General features: G+C 71.0%; 19 protein-coding genes. 8 read left to right on the top strand and 11 right to left on the bottom strand.

Annotation, left to right across the window (positions count from 1 at the left end; all coding sequences use genetic code 11):
• The first annotated feature begins 38 nt into the window (after positions 1-38).
• Complete coding sequence (locus ACWD26_RS03090; protein ID WP_451265613.1) at positions 39-3,323, top strand: BTAD domain-containing putative transcriptional regulator; 3,285 nt, start codon at positions 39-41, stop codon at positions 3,321-3,323.
• A 21-nt stretch (positions 3,324-3,344) separates the two neighbouring features.
• Here ACWD26_RS03090 and ACWD26_RS03095 read toward each other — a convergent pair whose 3' ends face one another.
• From ACWD26_RS03095 to panB, 3 genes are all read right to left on the bottom strand, one after another.
• Positions 3,345-4,163, bottom strand: coding sequence for an ABC transporter permease (locus tag ACWD26_RS03095; protein WP_451265615.1), 819 nt, complete (start codon positions 4,161-4,163; stop codon positions 3,345-3,347).
• Complete coding sequence (locus ACWD26_RS03100) at positions 4,160-5,185, bottom strand: ATP-binding cassette domain-containing protein (RefSeq protein ID WP_451265617.1); 1,026 nt, start codon at positions 5,183-5,185, stop codon at positions 4,160-4,162. Before ACWD26_RS03100 ends, ACWD26_RS03095 begins: the two co-directional genes overlap by 4 nt.
• Before the next feature lie 293 nt (positions 5,186-5,478).
• On the bottom strand, positions 5,479-6,345 hold the full coding sequence (gene panB / locus ACWD26_RS03105; protein ID WP_451265619.1) for a 3-methyl-2-oxobutanoate hydroxymethyltransferase: 867 nt from the start codon (positions 6,343-6,345) through the stop codon (positions 5,479-5,481).
• Positions 6,346-6,564: 219 nt separating this feature from the next.
• On the opposite strand from panB, the gene ACWD26_RS03110 reads away from it, so the two are divergent.
• The 4 genes from ACWD26_RS03110 (at position 6,565) to ACWD26_RS03125 (ending at position 11,502) form a co-directional block, all read left to right on the top strand.
• Complete coding sequence (locus tag ACWD26_RS03110) at positions 6,565-8,163, top strand: MFS transporter (RefSeq protein WP_451265621.1); 1,599 nt, start codon at positions 6,565-6,567, stop codon at positions 8,161-8,163.
• A 62-nt stretch (positions 8,164-8,225) separates the two neighbouring features.
• The gene (locus tag ACWD26_RS03115; RefSeq protein ID WP_451265623.1) at positions 8,226-8,861 is read left to right on the top strand and encodes a TetR/AcrR family transcriptional regulator; all 636 of its coding nucleotides are present in this window, start codon (positions 8,226-8,228) and stop codon (positions 8,859-8,861) included.
• 216 nt (positions 8,862-9,077) lie between these two features.
• Complete coding sequence (locus ACWD26_RS03120) at positions 9,078-10,124, top strand: endonuclease/exonuclease/phosphatase family protein (RefSeq protein WP_451265625.1); 1,047 nt, start codon at positions 9,078-9,080, stop codon at positions 10,122-10,124.
• 139 nt (positions 10,125-10,263) lie between these two features.
• Positions 10,264-11,502, top strand: a complete 1,239-nt coding sequence (locus tag ACWD26_RS03125; RefSeq protein WP_451265627.1) for an MFS transporter — start codon at positions 10,264-10,266, stop codon at positions 11,500-11,502.
• Positions 11,503-11,643: 141 nt separating this feature from the next.
• Here the strand turns inward: ACWD26_RS03125 and ACWD26_RS03130 are convergent, their stop codons facing one another.
• From ACWD26_RS03130 to ACWD26_RS03140, 3 genes are all read right to left on the bottom strand, one after another.
• Positions 11,644-13,398 (bottom strand): NAD+ synthase, encoded by a 1,755-nt coding sequence (locus tag ACWD26_RS03130; protein WP_451265629.1) that lies wholly within the window; start codon positions 13,396-13,398, stop codon positions 11,644-11,646.
• A 126-nt stretch (positions 13,399-13,524) separates the two neighbouring features.
• Positions 13,525-14,238: a DUF305 domain-containing protein gene (locus ACWD26_RS03135; RefSeq protein WP_451265631.1), complete on the bottom strand. Its 714-nt coding sequence runs from the start codon at positions 14,236-14,238 to the stop codon at positions 13,525-13,527.
• Positions 14,239-14,262: 24 nt separating this feature from the next.
• Positions 14,263-14,922: a DUF3105 domain-containing protein gene (locus ACWD26_RS03140; protein WP_451265633.1), complete on the bottom strand. Its 660-nt coding sequence runs from the start codon at positions 14,920-14,922 to the stop codon at positions 14,263-14,265.
• A 181-nt stretch (positions 14,923-15,103) separates the two neighbouring features.
• On the opposite strand from ACWD26_RS03140, the gene ACWD26_RS03145 reads away from it, so the two are divergent.
• Positions 15,104-15,541: an RrF2 family transcriptional regulator gene (locus tag ACWD26_RS03145; protein WP_451265635.1), complete on the top strand. Its 438-nt coding sequence runs from the start codon at positions 15,104-15,106 to the stop codon at positions 15,539-15,541.
• A gap of 481 nt (positions 15,542-16,022) precedes the next feature.
• The gene (locus ACWD26_RS03150) at positions 16,023-17,384 is read left to right on the top strand and encodes a glutamine synthetase family protein (RefSeq protein ID WP_451265637.1); all 1,362 of its coding nucleotides are present in this window, start codon (positions 16,023-16,025) and stop codon (positions 17,382-17,384) included.
• A 165-nt stretch (positions 17,385-17,549) separates the two neighbouring features.
• Here ACWD26_RS03150 and ACWD26_RS03155 read toward each other — a convergent pair whose 3' ends face one another.
• The gene (locus ACWD26_RS03155; RefSeq protein ID WP_451265639.1) at positions 17,550-18,254 is read right to left on the bottom strand and encodes a hypothetical protein; all 705 of its coding nucleotides are present in this window, start codon (positions 18,252-18,254) and stop codon (positions 17,550-17,552) included.
• A 112-nt stretch (positions 18,255-18,366) separates the two neighbouring features.
• Positions 18,367-18,939: a dihydrofolate reductase family protein gene (locus tag ACWD26_RS03160; RefSeq protein ID WP_451265641.1), complete on the bottom strand. Its 573-nt coding sequence runs from the start codon at positions 18,937-18,939 to the stop codon at positions 18,367-18,369.
• 158 nt (positions 18,940-19,097) lie between these two features.
• On the opposite strand from ACWD26_RS03160, the gene ACWD26_RS03165 reads away from it, so the two are divergent.
• On the top strand, positions 19,098-19,595 hold the full coding sequence (locus ACWD26_RS03165) for a hypothetical protein (protein ID WP_451265643.1): 498 nt from the start codon (positions 19,098-19,100) through the stop codon (positions 19,593-19,595).
• Between the two features lie 51 nt (positions 19,596-19,646).
• On the opposite strand, the gene ACWD26_RS03170 is transcribed toward ACWD26_RS03165, so the two are convergent.
• The 3 genes from ACWD26_RS03170 to ACWD26_RS03180 all read right to left on the bottom strand — a co-directional run bounded on the left by ACWD26_RS03170 (position 19,647) and on the right by ACWD26_RS03180 (position 21,289).
• Positions 19,647-20,210, bottom strand: a complete 564-nt coding sequence (locus ACWD26_RS03170) for a DUF4291 domain-containing protein (RefSeq protein ID WP_451265644.1) — start codon at positions 20,208-20,210, stop codon at positions 19,647-19,649.
• Positions 20,211-20,263: 53 nt separating this feature from the next.
• Positions 20,264-20,710, bottom strand: coding sequence for a VOC family protein (locus ACWD26_RS03175; RefSeq protein ID WP_451265646.1), 447 nt, complete (start codon positions 20,708-20,710; stop codon positions 20,264-20,266).
• A gap of 63 nt (positions 20,711-20,773) precedes the next feature.
• Complete coding sequence (locus ACWD26_RS03180) at positions 20,774-21,289, bottom strand: pyridoxamine 5'-phosphate oxidase family protein (RefSeq protein WP_451265648.1); 516 nt, start codon at positions 21,287-21,289, stop codon at positions 20,774-20,776.
• Positions 21,290-21,300: the final 11 nt, after the last annotated feature.

Below are 21,300 nucleotides of genomic sequence, written 5' to 3' on the forward strand. Positions count from 1 at the left end.
ATGTACCGGCCACACGCCACCCGCCGCCTACGGAGACAATGGACCCCGTGCGCTATCGCATCCTCGGCACCACTCAGGCCCTGCACGCCGACGGCACCCCCGCCCCCGTCGGGGGCCCCCGGCTGCGCGCCCTGCTGACCGTGCTCGCGCTGCGGCCGGGGCGTACGGTGCCCGCGGCCGCGCTCGTCGACGAGGTGTGGGCCGACGATCCACCGGCCGACGCGCACGCCGCGCTCCAGGCGCTGGTCGGCCGGCTGCGCAGGGCGCTGGGCGCGGACGCGGTCGAATCGCTCCACGGCGGTTACCGCCTCAGCGTCGCACCGGACGACGTCGACCTGCACCGCTTCGAACGCCTCGCGGACGAGGGCGCCCGCGCCCTCGCCGACGGCGATCCCGCCAAGGCCGCCGCCGTCCTCGACGACGCCCTCGCGCTCTGGCAGGACCCGCCGCTGGCCGACCTCCCCGACCGCACGGCCGAGGCCGCCCGCTGGGAGACCCGCCGCCTCGACGCCCACCGCACCCGCCTCGCCGCCGCGCTCTCCCTGGGCCGCCCCGAAGCCGCCCTCCCCGACCTCACAGCCCTCTGCGACACCCACCCCCTCGACGAAGCCCTCCAGTCCCTCCGCCTGCGAGCCCTGCGGGACACCGGCCGCTCCGCCGAGGCCCTGGCCGCGTACGAGGAGGTGCGCCGCCTCCTGTCGGACCGCCTGGGCACGAGCCCGGGCCCGACCCTGCGCGAACTCCACGAGGACTTACTGCGATCGGACGGGCCCGCGCCCCGCACGGGGCGCGGGGAACCGCGCGAGAACCCCCACCCCACCCGCCTTCCGGGCAACCTCCGAGCCCGCCTCACCTCGTTCGTCGGCCGGGACACCGACATCGACGCCATCCGCCACGACCTCACCACCACGCGCCTCGTCACCCTCCTCGGCCCCGGCGGCGCGGGCAAGACCCGCCTCTCCCAGGAGGCGGGAGAGGCAGTCGCCCAGGCCATGCCGGACGGCGTCTGGCTCGCCGAACTCGCCCCCGTCGACGACCCCGCGACCGTCCCGGAGGCCGTGCTCACCGCCCTAGGCGCCCGCGAGACCGTCCTGCGCGGCGCCGGCGCCGAGGAGATGCGCGTCGTGGCCGACCGCCAGGACGACCCCCTCGCCCGCCTCACCGAACACTGCGCCAGACGCCGCATGCTGCTGATCCTCGACAACTGCGAACACGTCGTGGACGCCGCAGCCCACCTCGTCGAGCAGCTCCTCCAACGCTGCCCGGCGCTGACCGTACTGGCCACCAGCCGCGAACCTCTCGGCGTACCGGGGGAGTTGGTACGCCCCGTGGAACCGCTGACGGAGCCCCACGCGCTGCGCCTGCTCGCCGACCGGGGAGCCGCCGCCCGGCCCGGATTCACCCTCGCCGCCGACCCGGAGGCCGCCGCCGAGATCTGCCGCCGCCTCGACGGCCTCCCACTCGCCATCGAACTGGCGGCGGCCCGGCTGCGCGTGCTGACGCCCCGCCAGATAGCCGACCGCCTCGACGACCGCTTCCGGCTGCTCACCTCCGGCAGCCGCACCGTCCTGCCCCGACAGCAGACCCTGCGCGCGGTGGTCGACTGGTCCTGGGAACTCCTCGACGAGGACGAACGGGACGTGCTGCGCCGACTGTCGGTCTTCGCCGGCGGCTGCGACCTGGCCGCCGCCGAGGCCGTCTGCGGTCCCGCCGCGCTGGAGGCGCTCGGCTCCCTCGTCGACAAGTCCCTCGTGGTCGCGGCCCCCACGGCGAACGGCGAGATGCGCTACCGGCTCCTGGAGACCGTCGCCGAGTACGCCGGCGAACGCCTCGACGAGACGGGAACCCGTTCCGCCGCCGAACGCGCCCACCGCACCTACTACCGCGAACTCGCCCGCACCACCGACCCGTTGCTCCGAGGCCCCGGCCAGCGCCGGGCGAACGAACTGCTGGAGCTGGAGTACGAGAACCTGCGCACCGCCCTGCGTCACGCCGTCGCCGAAGGGGACGAGCAGGAGGCCCTGTATCTGACACTGTCGCTGGCCTGGTACTGGCAGATGCGGGACCTGAAGACCGAGGCCCGGCACTGGGCCACCCAGGTCATGGCGCTCGGCCCGAATCCGTTCACCCCACCGGCGCGCCCCGTACCCGACGTACGCGAGGGCCTCATCGACAGCCCGCCGCCGATGCGCCCGGAGGTGCTCGACGAGGCCCGGCGCGCGCTCCACCTCGTCCATCTCGCCTGCATGGACATGGAGATCTCCGCCTGGGAGACCCCCGAGGGCCAGGAGAAGCTCCAGGTCATCCGTGACACCTACCGCCCCGGCCAGCCACAGACCTGCCGCTTCCCGGTCGTCATGTGGTTCTACGCCGTCCTGCTCTCCGGCGACATGGAGCGCCTGCGGGAGATCCTCGACGCCGGCATCGCGACCGCCCGCGACCTCGGCTGCACGTGGGAGCTGGCCCAGGCCCTGCACATGCGGGCCAACATCCTCGCCAACCGCAGCGACTGGTCCGGCGACGCCACCCGTGACGCCGACGAGGCGCTGAAGATCTGCGAGGGGCTCGGGGACGCGTGGGGGGCCGCCGAGGCGCTCTCGGCGCGCGCCATGAGCCTGGAGCGCACGGGCCGGTTCGACCTCGCCGCGGCCGACTACCGGCGGGCCATCGCCTACGCCGAACGGATCGGCACGAACGCCCACTCGGGCGTCCTCGGGGTCCGGCTCGGCAACGTGCTCCTGGAATGCGGCGAGGCCGAACTCGGCGAGAAGATGCTGCTCGACGTGCTGGCGCGGCACGACACCCCCAAGGAGGCGTTGCCCGCTGCCCGCCTCTACCTCACCATCTGGTGCGGCCGCACCGGACGCCTGGACGAGGCATGGCGGCACATCACGCGACTGCGCGAGGAGTTCGAGGCCGTCGACTTCGTGCTCTTCGCCGGCTTCGTCCTCGGCCTGGAGGCCTGGCTGATGACGATGTCCGGACGCCACGCCGAAGCGCGAGAACGCGTCCGGCAGGCGTTCGAGCAGGCCATGGACCCGCTGGCCCTGACGATCACACCCCAACTGCCCGCCTCCCACCTCGTGACCGCCTCCGTCGCCGTCGCGGGCATGGACGGCGGAGCCCGCGCCCGCGACGCGGCCCGGCTCCTCGGTGCCTCCGACGCGCGGCTGCCGCCCGGCCACTACGCAAGCCCGCTGGAGGCCGAGGGCCGCGCCCACGCCGAGACCGAGATCCGGGCCAGGCTCGGCGACGAGGCGTACGAGGCCGCGTACGCCGAGGGCGCCGGCCTCACCCTGGAGGAAGCGGGCGCCCTGATCTGACGTGCGTCAGCTTGACGTGTGTCAGCTCTTCGTACGGAACTTGTGGATCGCGATCGGCGCCATGACCGCCGTCAGCACCACGGACCAGCCGAGCGTGACCAGGACGTCGTCGGCGACGGGCCCGCCCGTCATCAGGCCGCGTGCCGCGTCCGCGAGGGAGGACAGCGGGTTGTAGTCGGTGAAGCCCTGCAGCCAGCCCGGCATCGACTGCGTCGGCGCGAAGATCGACGAGCCGAACTGCAGCGGGAACAGCACCAGGAAGCCCATCGCCTGCACGGACTGCGCGTTCTTCAGGGTCACGCCCAGCACCAGGAAGATCCACATCAGGGACGCGCCGAAGACGACGGCCAGACCCACCGCGGCGAGCAGCCCCGGCCAGCTGACGATGTCGAAGCCGATGAGGACGGCGACGGTCAGCAGGATGGTCGTGGCGAGCAGCATCCGCAGCAGCTCGACCGCGATCTTCGCGAGCAGCACCGAGGACCGGCCGATCGGCAGCGACCGGAAGCGGTCCATGACGCCTTTCTGGAAGTCCTCGTTGAAACCCGTGCCGACGCCCATGGCGACGTTCAGGCCCAGCATCGCCATCAGCCCCGGGATCACGTACTGCACATACCGCTCCTGGCCGCCGCCCAGGGCCTGCCCGATGGAGCCGCCGAAGACGTACACGAACAGCAGCGCGAACACGATCGGCATGAGGACCGCGTCGAAGATCGACTGCGGGTCGTTGCGGATCCACAGCAGATTGCGGCGCAGTAGCGCGCCGGTGTGCCGGGCATGGGCACGCGGCCCGATACGGCCGTCGGAGTCGCCGGTGCGGGGCATGGTCACGGTGCTCATACGGCGGCCTTCTCGTAGGCGGGGGACGGGGCCGGGTCCTGCGGCGCACTGGCCTTGTGGCCGGTGAGCGACAGGAACACCTCGTCCAGGCTGGGCAGTTCGGTGCTGATCGAGGCGAGGGTGACGCCGCGCGCGGTGATCGCGCCGACGACCGCGGTGAGCTGCTCGTCGCTGAGGATCGGCACGAGCAGGGTGCCGGTCTCGGGGTCCACGGTGGTGGTGGCGAGCCCGGTGATGCCGAGGTCGTCGAGGTCGTCGGCGAGCGGACGCAGATGGACCGGATCGGCCGTGCGGACGCGGAGCGTACGCCCGCCGACCTGGGCCTTCAGCTCCTCGATCCGGCCGCCCGCGATGACCTTCCCACGGTCGATCACGGTCAGCTCGGAGGCCAGCTGCTCGGCCTCCTCCATGTACTGGGTGGTCAGCAGAACGGTCACGCCGTCGCCGACCATCCGTTTCACCTCGGCCCACACCTCGTTGCGGGTGTGCGGGTCCAGGCCGGTCGTGGGCTCGTCCAGGTACAGCACGGCCGGGCTGCCGATCATGGACGCGGCGAGGTCGAGCCGCCGGCGCATACCGCCGGAGTACGTCGCCGCCGGGCGCCCGGCGGCCTCGGTCAGCGAGAACCGTTCCAGCAGACCGGTCGCGCGGCTCCTCGCCTCCTTGCGGGGCAGGTCGAGCAGCCGGCCGATCATGTACAGGTTCTCGAAGCCGGACAGCTTCTCGTCCACCGAGGCGTACTGCCCGGTCAGGCCGATCACCCGGCGCAGCTGGCGGGGCTGGCGTACGACGTCGTAGCCGGCCACGGTCGCGTGGCCCGAGTCGGGCGCGACGAGCGTCGACAGACACCGCACGAGCGTCGTCTTGCCCGCGCCGTTCGGGCCGAGCACGCCCATCACGGTGCCCTCGCGCACATCCAGATCGACACCGTCCAGCGCCCTGGTCTCGCCGTAGTGCTTGACCAGCCCCCGTACGGTGACAGCGCCCTTCGCGCCGCTGGCTTCCTTGTCGATTCGTGTCATGCGGACGACGGTGCCAGGAGCCACCGACAAACCACCGACAGCGCACCTACACGTCCGACAGCGCACCGACACGCGTCACAGCTCGCCCCAGAAAGACGAAAAGCGCGGGGCGCAGCCCCTGCTTTTCAGGGGCGCGGGGAACTGCGCGAGCAACCACACACCACCCGCACCCGCAAACCCACCGGACCCCCGAGCTCCCCCGCGCCCGCCGAAGGCAAGCCGCAGCCCGCCGACGGGGGAAGATCGGCGGGCTGCTGTGTGGTACCGCAGTGGCTCAACTGGCCCTCAGGGCCCTAGTGGACGGAGTGCTCCTCCAGCGGGAACGTTCCGCCGACGACGTCCTCCGCGAACGCCTTCGCCGCGTCACCCATGACCGTACGGAGGTCCGCGTACTTCTTGACGAACTTCGGCACGCGACCCCCGGTCAGGCCCAGCATGTCGGTCCAGACGAGAACCTGCGCGTCGGTGTCCGGGCCCGCACCGATCCCGACCGTCGGGATGTGCAGCACCCGTGTGACCTCCGCCGCCAGCTCCGCCGGAACCAGCTCCAGGACGACCGCGAACGCGCCCGCGTCCTGGACGGCCTTGGCGTCGCGCAGCAGCTGCTGGGCGGCCTCCTCGCCCCGGCCCTGCACGCGGTAGCCCATCGCGTTGACGGACTGCGGGGTGAGGCCGATGTGGGCCATCACGGGGATGCCGGACTCGACCAGCAGCCGGATCTGCTCGTGCGACCGTTCGCCGCCCTCCAGCTTCACCGCGCCGACCCCGGCCTCCTTGATCAGCCGGGTGGCCGAGCGCAGCGCCTGCACCGGGCCCTCCTGGTAGGAGCCGAACGGCAGGTCGCCGACGATCAGGGCGCGGCTGGTGCCCCGTACGACCGCCGCCGACAGCATGGTCATCTCGTCGAGGGTGACGGGCACGGTCGACTCGTACCCCAGGTGGCAGTTGCCCGCCGAGTCGCCGACGAGTATGACCGGGATGCCGGCCTCGTCGAAGACGGACGCCGTCATCGCGTCGTACGCGGTGAGCATGGGCCACTTCTCGCCGCGCTCCTTGGCGAGGGCGATGTCCCGGACGGTGATACGGCGCGTGCCCTTGCCCCCGTACAGCGCCTTGCTGCCGTCGGAGGGCTTCGTCTGGGCAGCCGAAAGCTGTGTCATGGCTACAGCTCCTTCATGTCATCTCGAGGCACCCTTACGGCGTCCCCGGACCACATCCATGGTGGCACCTCGCGGCAGAGAGGGCTAGGGCAGGGCCGTGTGACTGTCCCGGGCAGGGGGCGCCGGGGGACGTTGCCACAGCCCGCGGCACGTAAGACCTGGGTAAAAAGATTTCGATACGAGACGGTCCCGTATCGGAATGGCGCTACGCTCGATCGCATGACTACCGCAGTCCCTGATCCCCGGATTCCGGCGGCGGTGCACCGGCGCCGCTGGCTGATCCTCGGTGTGCTGATGCTGAGCCTGCTGATCGTGGTGCTCGACAACTCGATCCTCAACGTCGCCATCAAGACGATCTCCACCCCGGAGCCGATCGGCCTCGGCGCCACCCAGAGCGAGCTGGAGTGGGCGATCAACGCCTACACGCTCGTCTTCGCCGGGCTGCTGTTCTCCGCGGGCATCCTCGGCGACCGCCTCGGACGCAAGAAGGTGCTGCTCGGCGGTCTCGTCGTCTTCGGCGTCGGCTCGGCCCTGGCCGCCATGTCGGGCTCACCGGCCGAGCTGATCGTCTTCCGCGCGGTCATGGGCTTCGGCGCCGCCTTCGTGATGCCCGCCACCCTCGCCGTCCTGATGAACGTCTTCGAGCGCGACGAGCAGCCGAAGGCCATCGGCATCTGGGCCGGCGGTGTCGGCCTCGCCATCGTCATCGGCCCGATCACCGGCGGCCTTCTCCTGGACCACTTCTGGTGGGGCTCGGTCTTCCTGGTCAACGTGCCGATCGTGATCCTCGCGCTGGGCCTGATGATCTGGCTGGTGCCCGACTCGCGCGACCCGAACCCCGGCCGCATCGACCCCGTCGGCGTCCTGCTCTCCGTCGTCGGCCTCGTCTTGCTCGTCTACGGCATCATCCGGGGCGGTCAGCTCGCCGACTTCACCGACGCCACGGTCCTCGGCACGATCGCGGCAGGGTTCGCGGTCCTCGCCGCCTTCGTGGTGTTCGAGAAGCGCAGCGACCACCCGTCCATCGACATCTCGTTCTTCCGGAACAAGGTCTTCTCGGCCTCCATCGGCGTCATCGGCCTGGTCTTCTTCGCGCTGATGGGCGTGACCTTCTTCTCCGTCTTCTACACCCAGACCGTGCGCGGCTACTCACCGCTGCAGACCGGCCTGTTGATGCTGCCGCTGGCCGTCGCGCAGCTCGTCTTCGCGCCGCGCGCCCGCCTCGTCGTGGACCGCTTCGGCAACAGCGCGGTGTGTACGGCGGGCATGGTCCTGATCGCCGGGATGCTGGCCGCGTTCGCCGTGCTGGACGCGGACACGCCGATCTGGATCCTCGAAGTGATCTTCTTCTTCATGGGGTTGGGCATGGCGCACGTCATGACCCCGCTGAGCGTCGTCATCATGCAGGCGCTGCCCCGGGAGAAGGCCGGCTCGGCGTCCGCGCTCAGCAACACCTTCCGCCAGGTCGGCGGCGCCCTCGGCATCGCCGTCCTCGGCTCCGTGCTGTCCACCGCCTACCGGGGCGGCATCGAGGACGAGTTGCCCGCCGGCGCCCCGCACGCCGCCGCCGAGTCCATCGAGGCCACGCTCGGCCTCGCGGCCCGCCTCGGTGACCGGGGCGAGGCCCTGGTCGGCCCTGCCCACGACGCCTTCCTGCACGCCATGCACGTGACCGCGCTGTGCGGGGCCGGCGTCGCCCTGGTCGGCGCGGTGGCCATGGCGGTGTTCCTGCCGGGACGCCCGAAGAGCGGCCAAGAGGGAGAGGAGGAGGCGGAGTTGGTGAGCACCGACACTGACAGGACAATGGGGCCGGCCTGACGGCACCGAGGGCCGGTCCCATGACACCGAGGTCCGGGTACGACACAGAGACGGAGTCGATTGTGAGCCTCGCCGAGAGCCACGCCGGAGACGGGCGGGTCCGGGACGGGAGCCCCGTACGGGGGCGGCCCCGGAGCGAGGCCGTGGAGCGTTCCATCATCGAGGGCGTGATGCGGCTCCTCGAAGAGGGCGTGCCGCTCGCGGAGTTGTCCATCGAACGGGTGGCCCGCACCGCCGGCGTCGGCAAGGCGACCATCTACCGCCGCTGGAGCGGCAAGGAGGAACTCTTCGTCGACGTACTGCGGGCCGCCGAACCCCCGGATCCGGTACTGCCCGGCACCTCGATGCGCGACGACCTGGTCGTCTTCCTGGAGTCGGCGCGCCAACGCGGGCTGCTCAACCGCCCGTCGGCGATCCTGCACAACGTCATCGCCCAGATGAAGCGCAGCCCGAGGATCTGGGACGCCTACCACACGGACGTCGTCGACCCCCGCCGCCGGGCCCTGGTCGAGGTGCTGCGCCGGGGGCAGGAGACCGGCGAACTCCGCGCCGACGTGGACATCGACCTCGCCGCGGATCTGGTCGTCGGCCCCATGCTCGTCCGCACGGTACTGAGCCCGGACGCCGAACTTCCCGAGGGCCTCGCGGTGACCATCGTCGACGCGATGCTCGAAGGACTTCGTCCTCCTGCGAAGTGAGCCACCGTGTTCGCGTCCCTGCGAGGTGGGTCACAGTGAATGTGCGCGTTTCGTTACAGAGCGCGTGGCCCGTCCGGCGGTTCGGAACTCCGAACAGCGGGTTGTTCGTCCTCGTGCCCGTACGGCCGCCATGTGGCGGCGGGAACGACGGCGATCATCCCCTAGGGTCTTAAGGCGCGGGGGGACGAAGTGCACGGCAGGTTGTGAGGCGACGGTATGGCGCAGGCGTACATGACGGAGGCGGGCGGCGGTACGGGCCAGGGCCGCGAACAATCCCGGTTCCGGCGCCTGCTCGGACGCCTCTTCGACGGCTGGAGAGGGGACCGGCGGATCTGGCGGCGGGGCATCGTCCTCGCGGTCCTCGCGGTCCTCGTCGCGCTGGTGATGGTGCTGCACGCCCAGGTCCCGAACGCGGTCGGCAACCTCGGCAGCCTGACCGAGACGTTCCTGCCCTGGCTGGGCGTCGCGATCCCGCTGCTGCTGATCCTCGCGCTGGTGCGCAAGTCGGCGACCGCGCTGATCGCGCTCCTGCTGCCCACGATCGTCTGGCTGAACATCTTCGGCGGACTCGTCACCAGCAAGGCCGGCAGCGGCGGTGACTTCACCGTCGTCACCCACAACGTCAACGCGGACAACGCCGACCCCTCCGGCACGGCCCGCGACGTCGCCGCGTCCGGCGCGGACGTGGTGGCGTTGGAGGAGCTGACCGAGGCCGCGGTGCCGGTGTACGAGAAGGCGCTGGCGGCGACGTACAGGTACCACCAGGTCGTCGGCACCGTCGGCCTGTGGAGCAAGTACCGGATGAGCGACACCGAGCCCGTCGACATCAAGCTCGGCTGGGAGCGCGCGATGCGCTCGACGGTGGCGACGCCCGACGGGCCGGTCGCCGTGTACGTCGCCCATCTGCCCTCGGTGCGGGTGAAGTTGGAGGCCGGGTTCACCGCGCGGCAGCGCGACAAGAGCGCGAACGCGCTGGGTGAGGCCATCGCCGACGAGCCGATCGAGCGGGTCGCCCTCCTCGGCGACCTCAACGGCACCATGAACGACCGAGCCCTCAACGCCGTCACCGCCCAGATGCGTTCCACACAGGGCGCGGCGGGCAGCGGGTTCGGCTTCAGCTGGCCCGCGTCGTTCCCGATGGCGCGCATCGACCAGATCATGGTCCGGGGCATGGAGCCGACGGCGTCGTGGACGCTCCCGCAGACGAGCAGCGACCACCTGCCGGTGGCGGCCCGGGTGACGATCGACACGTCGGGTAGCTGACGGCGCAGGTGGGACGGTCGCGAGTGGTGGGGGAATAGGTCCCCGGTTCGAGTTTGTTCCGTAGTTGAACATACGATGGAACGGAACCGATTCCCTTCTTTCCCCCTGCCCTTCGCACCCTTTGAAAGGTCTCTTCGCCATGCCCTTGGCCCTGCTCGCTCTCGCCGTAGGAGCCTTCGGAATCGGCACGACCGAGTTCGTCATCATGGGTCTGCTGCCCGAGGTCGCGGCCGACCTCGGCATCTCGATCCCCGCCGCCGGCCATCTGGTCTCGGCGTACGCGCTGGGCGTCGTGATCGGCGCCCCGCTGCTCGCCGCGGTCACGGCCCGCATGCCCCGCCGCAAGGTCCTGATCGGGCTGATGCTCCTCTTCGTCGCCGGCAACGCCCTGTCCGCCCTCGCCCCCGACGAGCACTGGCTGCTCGCCGCCCGCTTCCTCAGCGGTCTGCCGCACGGCGCCTTCTTCGGCGTCGGCGCGGTCGTCGCGACCGGCCTCGTGGCTCCGGAGCGCAAGGCCCGCTCGGTCTCGCTGATGTTCCTGGGCCTGACGATCGCCAACGTCGCCGGCGTCCCCGCCGCGACCCTCGTGGGCCAGCACTTCGGCTGGCGGATCACCTTCCTCGGCGTGAGCGCGATCGGGCTGGCCGCGATCGCCTCCCTCGCCCTCCTGCTGCCGAACGACCGGGCGGAGAACCACTCTTCCGGCCTGCGCGGCGAACTGGGCGCCCTGCGCTCCCTGCCCGTCTGGCTCGCCCTCGGCACGACCGTCGCCGGCTTCGGCGCCCTCTTCTCCGCCTACAGCTACATCACGCCGATGCTCACGGACTCCGCTGGATACGCCGAGACCAGCGTGACCATGCTGCTCGCGCTGTTCGGAGTCGGCGCGACCATCGGCAACCTGGCCGGCGGCCGTCTCGCCGACCACTCCCTCCGGGGCACCCTCTTCGGCGGCCTGGCGTCACTGATCGTCGTCCTGGCCCTGTTCCCGGTCCTCATGGCCGCGCAGTGGAGCGCCGCCCTGGCCGTCCTCCTCCTCGGCGTCGCCGCGTTCGCCACCGGCTCGCCCCTCCAGCTGATGGTCATGGAGAAGGCCGTCACCGCCCCCTCCCTCGCCTCCTCCGCCAACCAGGCCGCCTTCAACCTCGCCAACGCGGGCGGTGCCTGGATCGGCGGCCTGACCCTTGCCGCAGGCCTCGGCGCGACGGCCCCGGCGACCGCGGGAGCGGGCCTCGCGGTGATCGGCCTGGCGGTCGCGGGAGCGGCGTACGCGGTCGACACCCGCCGGACGCCCCCCACCACACCGCAGCGCGGACGCGTGGTGGCGTCCCACGTACCGGGGAAGTCGGAGAAGGCACCGGCCGCCGCCCTGGACAGCTGACCAGGGCCCGCCTCTCAGGCTCCTCAGGGGCGGGCCAGGGGCGCGGGGAACTGCGCGAGCAACTACGGACAACCCGCAGCCGCCAACGAACCGCCCCCCTCGGGCTATTGGGCGAACAAGGCGCCCAGGGGGCTCCGGCGCCTACGCCCGCTCGCGCCACCGATTAGTGATCGGCAGCCGTCGGTCCTTGCCGAAGCCCTTCGGGGAGATCTTCGTGCCCGGCGGGTACTGCCGCCGCTTGTACTCCGCGGTGTCCACCATCCGCAGAGTCCTGGACACCAGCTCCCGGTCGAACCCGGCCGCGACGATCGCGTCGGCGCCCTGGTCGCGGTCGACGTACAGCTCCAGGATCGCGTCCAGGACCGGGTAGTCCGGCAGGGAGTCCGTGTCGACCTGGCCGGGGCGGAGTTCCGCGCTCGGGGGCTTGGAGATGGAGTTCTCCGGGATCGGCGGGGTCTGGCCCCGCTCCCGCGCCGCCCGGTTGCGCCACTCCGCGAGGCGGAAGACCGACGTCTTGTACACGTCCTTGATGGGGCCGTACGCGCCCACCGAGTCGCCGTACAGCGTCGAATACCCCACCGCCAGCTCCGACTTGTTGCCGGGCGCCAGCACGATGTGGCCCTCCTGGTTGGAGATGGCCATCAACAGCGTTCCGCGCAGGCGCGACTGGAGGTTCTCCTCCGCCAGGCCCGTCAGCTCCGTCGACGACATATACGCGTCGAACATGGGGGCGATCGAGATCGTGCGGAAGTTCAGGCCCGTCCGCCGCGCCAGCTCCGCCGCGTCGCCCTTGGAGTGGTCCGAGGAGTACTTCGACGGCATGGACACGCCGTAGACGTTCCGCGCGCCCAGCGCGTCGCACGCGATCGCCGCGACGAGCGCCGAGTCGATGCCGCCGGACAGCCCGATCAGGACGGACTCGAAGCCGTTCTTCGCGGCGTACGCCCGCAGGCCGACCACCAGCGCCGAGTACACCTCCTCGTCGTCGTCGAGGCGCTCCGCGTACCCGCCGGTCAGCTCCGGCTCGTACGCGGGCAGCGGTTCCTCGGAGAGGACGAGCCGGTCGATGCGCAGCCCGTCGTCGACGACCCCGGTCACGGGTTCGGCGGCGGCCGCCGGGAGGTCCAGGTCGAGGACGACGCACCCCTCCGCGAACTGCGGCGCCCGCGCGACCACTTCACCGTGCCGGTCCACGACGATCGAGTCACCGTCGAAGACCAGCTCGTCCTGACCGCCGATCATCGCCAGGTACGCGGTCGTGCAACCGGCCTCCTGGGCGCGCTTGCGCACCAGTTCGAGCCGGGTGTCGTCCTTGTCGCGCTCGTACGGCGAGGCGTTGATGGAGAGCAGCAGCCCGGCCCCGGCGGACCGGGCGGCCGGGACACGGCCGCCGTCCTGCCAGAGGTCCTCGCAGATGGCGAGGGCGATGTCGACGCCGTGCAGCCGTACGACGGGCATGGTGTCGCCGGGCACGAAGTAGCGGAACTCGTCGAACACGCCGTAGTTGGGGAGGTGGTGCTTGGCGTAGGTGAGCGCCACCTCGCCCCGGTACAGCACCGCGCCCGCGTTGCGGGGCGCGCCCGCCGGCTGGCCGAATCTCGGCGAGGCGGACTCGGAGCGGTCGAGGTAGCCGAGGACCACCGGCAGTTCCCCGAAGCCCTCGTCGGCGAGCCGCGCGGCGAGCGCCTTCAGCGCGGAGCGGGAGGCCTCCACGAAGGACTGGCGCAGCGCCAGGTCCTCGACGGGGTACCCGGTCAGCACCATCTCGGGGAACGCCACGAGATGGGCTCCCTGCTCGGCGGAGTGCCGGGTCCAGCGGACGACCGCCTCGGCGTTCCCGGCGAGATCGCCGACCGTCGAGTCGATCTGATTCAAAGCGAGACGAAGTTGAGGCACGCGGCCAGTGTAATCGTCAAAGCGACGCAATGGGGTGTGGGCCGGCCCACGTTTGGACACCCGCGCCCAAGTCCACGGTCCCGCGTCCCGGGACCTGGGCTTGGGCGCGGGCGCCCGCACGACCGGCTAGGAGTGCTGCTCGTGCTCCTCGCCCGTCGAGGACGGGGAGCCGGACGGCGACGACGACGGGCTCGGCTCCTGCGTCGGGGCCGTGTCACCGGCCTCCCGAGGCGCGGCACCCCGCTCCTTGAGCATGCCCGTCATCAGTGAGATCTCTGACTCCTGCCCGTTGACCATGCCCTGCGCGAGCTTCTTCTCCACGCCGACCGTGCACTTGGAGACACAGCCCTCCGCCATGTGGATGCCGCCCTTGTGGTGGTCGGTCATCAGCTGGAGGTAGAAGATCTCGGCCTGCTCGCCGTTGAGCTTGCCGAGCCTGTCCATCTCGGCGTCGGTCGCCATGCCCGGCATCAGCGAACCGTCCTCGCCGGAGGCCATGTCGCCCATGCCCATCCAGGCCATCGGCTTCGACGACACCTTCGGCAGACCCCACAGGTCGAGCCAACCGATCATCATGCCGCGCTGGTTGGCCTGCGTCTGCGCGATGTCGTACGCGAGCCGCCGGACCTCCTCGTCGTCCGTGCGGTCCCGCACGATGTACGACATCTCGACGGCCTGCTGGTGATGGACGGCCATGTCCCGGGCGAACCCCGCGTCCGCGGAGTCGTTGGAGGGGGCCTTCAACCCGGACTCGTCGCCGTCGGCGACCGCGTACGTGATCGCCCCGGCCGCGACGAGCACCGCCGCGGCCCCCGAGGCGACCCAACCGATGAGCTTCATCTGTCCCACTGTGCCAGGCCGCCGTCAGGAGACGCCGTTGGTGCAGGCCGCACCCGGCTCGGGCGTCTGCTCGCCCTGGACGTACGTCTCGAAGAACTTGTCGAGGTTCGGGTCGGTCGCGCTGGTCACCGTGCGCTGGTGGCCCCACGCGCTGAGCATGATCGGGTCCTTCTGGTCCTCGACCGGGCTCATGAGCGTGTACGGGGTCTTCTTGACCTTCTCCGCGAGTGCCTTGACGTCGGCCTCGGAGGCCTTGCTGTTGTACGTCACCCAGACCGCGCCGTGCTCCAGGGAGTGCACGGCGTTCTCGTTCTTGATGGCCTTGTCGTAGACGTCGCCGTTGCAGTTCTGCCAGACCGGGTTGTGGTCGCCGCCCACCGGGGGCTCCATCGGGTACTTCACGGTCTTGGTGACGTGGTTCTGGGTGAGCTTGGTGCTCCAGGTCTTCACGCCGTCCGACCCGGTCTCCCACTTGCCCGTGGCCTTGGAGTCACTGGCCGTGCTGCTGCTGTCGTCGGACTGCGAGCGGATCAGGACCGTCCCGCCCACGGCGAGGCCGGCGACTATCAGCACGCTGGCGCCGATCGTGAGGATCCGGTTCCGACGCTCGCGGTTGCGCTCGGCACGGCGCATCGCCTCGATGCGCGCCTTGCGCTCCGCGCTGCTGTTGGTCTTGGCGGCCATGGGGTGCGTCCTTAGTGGGGGATGGGTCGGATGGGGCGATCGGCTCAGCTGATCGTAATGTGAAAAGACGAGTAATTTGCAGGGCGGCCCCAGGATTGGCCGGGGAACCGCGCTCCCACGGGTCCGCGCGGGCTCTCGCAGATAATTCGAAGCGGAGATGCGCATTATCTACGCTGCGAGTATGCGGCTGTTGCGCTCCACCGACCTCGCCCTGCGCGTCCTGATGCGGCTGGCCGTGGCGGGTGATTCCAACCCTACGACTCGTGACGTGGCGGCGGACATGGAAGTGCCGTACACGCACGCCGCGAAGGTCGTGGCCGGGCTCCAGCACATGGGACTGGTGGCCGCCCGGAGTGGCCGGGGCGGCGGCCCCGCGCTCACCGACGCGGGCCGCGAGGCGTCCGTCGGCCATGTCGTCCGCAGCTTCGAGGGCGACGGCGACGTCGTCGACTGTGAGGGCGGCGCCGCCCCCTGCCCCCTCAGCCCCGCCTGCCGCCTGCGCGGCGCCCTGCGCCGCGCCCAGGAGGCCTTCTACGCCTCCCTGGACCCCATGACGGTGGGGGGCATGGTCACCGCCCCCACGGGCCCGCTGCTGCTGGGGATCACGAGGGCGCCGTAGGCGACGCAGCCGGCGACTGCGCGCGGGGCGTGGGCGGCACCGTGGGCAAACCGCTGCCGGGGCTGTCCAAGGCGCCGTGGACCCGACCGCCGCCGGTACGTGTCGGCGCTCGTCGATGTGGGGCAGCGTGGCCCGGTGTCGTCGGCGTGTGCCGGGACGCACACGGCCCCGATGCATCTGAGATGCAAATTAACGGATCGAGATCGAGCCGAGGCAGGTCGGCCATTACGGATGCGCGGCCGAGCAGGCAAGATGGGCGTCAGAGCGGTTGAGCGGTGGAGTGGCGGACCGACGTGGTGGTTGAGCGGCGGCGCGAGCGGTACACCTGCCGTATGCCGGGCGTTCGGCTGGACGTCGGTTTGCCGATCAAGGTGCGCAACGCGCGTGAAATGGTGTTGTGGTGGGATGCTCAGGTGCCCGACCGCCTCCCGTCGCTCGGGAGCAGGCGGCCTGACCAGCAAGGAATGGGTGGAAGCGGAAGATGGACAAGCAGCAGGAGTTCGTGCTCCGTACGTTGGAGGAGCGCGACATCCGTTTCGTACGCCTGTGGTTCACGGATGTGCTGGGCTTCCTGAAGTCCGTGGCCGTGGCCCCCGCCGAGCTGGAACAGGCGTTTGACGAGGGCATCGGCTTCGACGGCTCGGCCATCGAGGGCTTCGCCCGGGTGTACGAGTCCGACATGATCGCCAAGCCGGACCCGTCGACCTTCCAGGTCCTGCCGTGGCGCGCGGAGGCCCCCGGCACCGCCCGGATGTTCTGCGACATCCTCATGCCGGACGGCTCCCCGTCCTTCGCGGACCCGAGGTATGTGCTGAAGCGGGCCCTGGCCAAGACCTCCGACCTGGGCTTCACCTTCTACACGCACCCCGAGATCGAGTTCTTCCTGCTGAAGGACAAGCCGACGGACGGCTCCCGCCCGACCCCGGCCGACAACTCGGGCTACTTCGACCACACCCCCCAGAACGTCGGCATGGACTTCCGCCGCCAGGCGATCACCATGCTGGAGTCCATGGGCATCTCGGTCGAGTTCTCCCACCACGAGGGCGCGCCGGGGCAGCAGGAGATCGACCTCCGCTACGCCGACGCGCTCTCCACCGCCGACAACATCATGACGTTCCGCCTGGTCATGAAGCAGGTGGCGCTGGAGCAGGGCGTCCAGGCGACGTTCATGCCGAAGCCGTTCAGCGAGCACCCCGGCTCGGGCATGCACACGCACCTCTCCCTCTTCGAGGGCGACCGGAACGCGTTCTACGAGTCGGGCGCCGAGTACCAGCTCTCCAAGGTCGGCCGCTCCTTCATCGCGGGCCTGCTGAAGCACGCGGCGGAGATCGCCGCCGTGACGAACCAGTGGGTCAACTCCTACAAGCGCATCTGGGGCGGCTCCGAGCGCACGGCGGGCGCCGGCGGCGAGGCCCCCTCGTACATCTGCTGGGGCCACAACAACCGCTCGGCCCTCGTCCGCGTCCCGATGTACAAGCCCGGCAAGACGGGCTCGGCGCGGGTCGAGGTCCGCTCGCTGGACTCCGGCGCGAACCCCTACCTCGCCTACGCCATGCTCCTGGCCGCCGGCCTCAAGGGCATCGAGGAGGGCTACGAACTCCCGCCGGGCGCCGAGGACGACGTCTGGGCCCTCTCCGACGCGGAACGCCGCGCCATGGGCATCGAGCCCCTGCCCCAGAACCTGGGCGAGGCGCTGACCCTGATGGAACGCAGCGACCTCGTCGCCGAGACCCTCGGCGAGCACGTCTTCGACTTCTTCCTGCGCAACAAGAAGCAGGAGTGGGAGGAGTACCGCAGCGAGGTCACCGCGTTCGAACTGCGGAAGAACCTGCCGGTGCTGTAGGCGCGGGTCAGGGCGGGTTCCCGCTGTGACAACGCGTGGGGCCGACGGCCATGGGCCGTCGGCCCCACGATGTTCCACTGCCCTGGGCCGTCCCTGGGCCGTGCGGCCCCGAAACGGTGCCCTCATACAGGCCGTCCGCTGCCTTGCGTGCCCGCGCGTCGCCGGTTAGCTGATCGGCTGCCGAAGCTCGGCCCGGATCCGGAGGGTCCGCTCGGCGAGGCCCGCCAGGTCCACGTCCCTGGCGTCCCCGGAGGAGACCGCGGGGTCGATCTCGCCGACCAGCGCGCCGGTGTTGCCGTCGTTCCAGGCGCACAGCGGCATGAGGACCCGCATGTTCAGGTCCTCCTTGGCGACCACCTGGCAGGTGACGGTGACGTCCGAGCCGGAGGGACGGAAGTCCTCGGGTGCCCGGGCGACCGACATGCCGTCCGGGTCGGCGGCGTCCTTCAACATGGTGTCCCGCGCGTCGTCGGCGTCCTTGAACCGGCCGTACACACCGCTGACGTTCAGCTGGCCACCACGGTCCGCGGGCGTGTAGATCGCGACGGCCACCTGCACGTCACGGCCGCCCAGGGCGCTCTCGGCATGCCGCACGAAACCGTCCTGCGGGGAGTCGGAGAAGTCCTGCTCCAGCTCGTACTCACCGCCGAGCAGCGCCTTGGGCAAGGTCAACCGGTACCGCGCCTCGGGAAGGTCTTCGTCGGTGCCGGCCTCGCTGACCACGACCGCGGCCCACGCGACGATCAACAGGGCCATGACCCCGCCTACCACCCCCAGGAAAACACCGGCCCGGCGCTTCTTCGGCGGCGGAGGCGGCAGGAGGTACGGCTGGGGTGCGGGGGACTGCTGCGGTGGCGGGGGCGTGGACACGCCATGAAGCTACTGCACACACAGCTCGCCCAGGGCGTGGTCGCCCTTCGTCCGCCGCCTCTTCACCGGTGGTCCCGGCACCGTTCACCCCGCCGGCGTTGACAGCTCGTGATCAATACACCTGGCGCGCCACCCGGTGGCGCAGGTAGACGACCTTCGCATTGAAGGTTCGGGTCTCGACGAGTTCGAGGTCCACCCGGCGTTCGTGCCGGGGAAAGAAGGGGATGCCACCGCCGACCAGCACCGGGTAGACCACGGCCCGGTACTCGTCGATCAGACCCGCCTCGGCCGCCTGGGCGGCGAGCGTCGCGCCGCCGATCGCGATGTCGCCCTCCTCCGGCTCGGCCCGCAACCGCTCGATCTCCTCCGCCAGGCCCCCGGAGGCCAGGCGGGCGTGGCCCCGCACCGTCGACAGCGTGGTGGAGAACACCACCTTCGGGAGCGGCTTCCAGAGCGCGGCCCACTCGAGCTCCGCCTCGTCGAGCGCGGCATCCTGGTCGGCGGTCTCCCAGTACAGCATCGTCTCGTACAGCCGCCGTCCCATCAGGTGGACGCCGACCTCTCGGATCTCGTCGATCCAGAAGCGAAAGACCTCCGGGTCGGGCACCGTCCAGTCGAAGCCGCCGTCCGGCCCGACGATGTAGCCGTCCAGTGAGACGCTCATCGAATAGGTCACGCTGCGCATCAGGAGTCCTCCTCGGTGACGGGTTCGACAGTACGGCCACCGGACGCCGACCGCGTCCCGTACGGGGGAGCCCGGCCTCGGAAAAACGCCCTTCCGTACGCCGGGGGGAAGCGGCATGATGAGCGCCGTGATCCCGAACTCGCACCGACGAAAGGCCGATGCCGCGTAATCGGCCCGGCGCGCTGCGCGCCGCACAGCGGCGGCTCCAGGGAGACCGCCCCCGGAACTGGGACAGGCCGCCGGAGAGCCGTATCCATGGACTCTCGGCCCGTACCAGCACCGCCGTACACCGGTTCGAGGCGCTCTCGACCGGCTACGTCTTCCCCGGTGTGACCGCCCGCGCGCTGCGGCGGTACCGAGACTTCCTGGGCCCACCGGGGCGCCGACCGCGTTACCCGTTCCTCAGCGACTGCGGGTGCCGGGGTTGCTCCCTCGACGACGTCAGACACGTACGCGACGTGCTCGGCATGGTGCTTCGCCGACTGCCCCCGCGGGCCCACGCCGAACTGGCCCGCCTCGTCGCGTCCCTCGACGCCGTGTATCTGGAGCGGACCCTGCCGGACCCGTTCGTCGACACCCGCCGGGAGTGGCGGCCCGGAGTCCGGTGGTACCGACGGCTGGAGGGCTGCCGGTACGCGGCGACCGGGGTCGTCTGACGCGCCGGTGCGGGGACCGGGCGGTGCTTCCACCGCTCCCGCCGGGGCGGTTCACCTCGGGGTGCGGAGGCCGTCCAGCGCCGGGGGCAGCGGGTAGACGCGCTCGGAGGGGAACAGGCGCTGGGCCCTCGCGGTCTGGCCGGACTGCACCAGGGCGGCGGCCTTACGGACCTGAGGGGTGAGGTCCGTGAGGCCGACGACCCACTCGTCGGTGAAGGTCCGGATCAGGTGGCGGCCGATGCCCACCTGGATGCTGTAGTGGTTCAGCGCGGCCCCGCGCGCCGAGCGCTCCGGGTCCCACTGGACATGGACGGCGGCGCGGGCCACCGCCGCCGGATCCGCCGTCGTCAGCACGGCCTGCGACAGCGCCTCCTCCCACCCCTCGCGGGTGATCCGCACCGCGAGCACCCGCTCCTGGCCGGACTTACGGGCCCAGTTGCTGCGGTGCATCAGCCACAGGAACGACGGCTTGATCCACGTCATCCGACGGAACGAGAACGGCTCGACGAAACGGCCCGCCCGCAGCGCCGCGTCGGCGATCGCGGGTGCGTACGCCTGGTAGACCATGATCGTGCGGGCGTCGTAGTCGGCCCGGATCTCGTACGGGGGAGCCATGCGCGGCACCCTGCCGGCCGCCGGGCCGGAGCCGCGAGCGAATTTTCCCGGGGCTACTGCTGCCGCGCCAGGTCCGCCAGCACCTGGTGCAGCGGCTCCGCCGCCCGGCGCCGGTACTCCTGGATCGACCAGCCGTTGCCGTCCGGGTCCTTGAAGTACATGAAGGTGGCGCCGTCGTCCGGGGCGTACTGGACGGGTTCCGAGACATCGAGGCCGCGTTCGCGGAGTTCGGCGTGGGCGGCCTTGATGTCGGCGACGCAGAGCTGGAGGCCCTGGTAGGAGCCGGGGGTCGGCGTGGTCTCGCCCTGGGCCATGTCCCAGATGCTGTCGCCGAGGGCGATCGAACAGCCGGAGCCCGGGGGCGTCAGCTGGACGATCCGCATGCCCGGCATGACCTCCTGGTCGATGTCGACATGGAACCCGACCTTGTCCCGGTAGAAGTCGCGGGCCCGGTCGATGTCGCTCACGGGCAGCGGAATCACTTCGAGCGTGTACTGCATCCCTGGTCCTCCAAGTCACCGTTGACGGCAGCGTCTGCGCACAGTTCCCAGCGCCTCTGTGTATCAGCCGAACCGCCACCGCGTCTGGCTGAACGGCTCCCCCTTACCGAAGCCGAAAACGGTGCCGGGCGCCACCGCGAAGACCAGAGCGCGCCCCGCGCCGTGCTGGAAATACCCCTCGCGCACCTCGAAGTGCCAGAAACCGCCGTACTTGGCCTCCCACGCGGCGGCCAGTTCCCGCAGCCGTTCGTCATCGACCACGCGTACGGCCTCCCCCTCCACCACCAGGTCATAGCCCTCGTCCCACGTGTTCGTGCCGGTCGTCAGCACGACGTGCGGGTTCTCCGCGAGATTCCGCGCCTTCCGCTCCTCCGGGCCCGTACAGAAATGCAGCGCCCCCTGTGACCACACCGCGGGCAAGGGCGTCACATGCGGCCGTCCGTCCGGACGCACCGTCGAGATCCAGAACAGCTCCGCGGCGGAGAGCCGCGCCTCGGCCTCCGGCCAGGCAACCGCCTCGGCGGCCGGATCGCTGTAGCGTGCGTCGAGCCGGGTCTGCGGGGTGCTGGTGTCGGACATGGGCTCCCTCT

The sequence above is a fragment of the Streptomyces sp. NPDC002787 genome, from assembly GCF_053592095.1.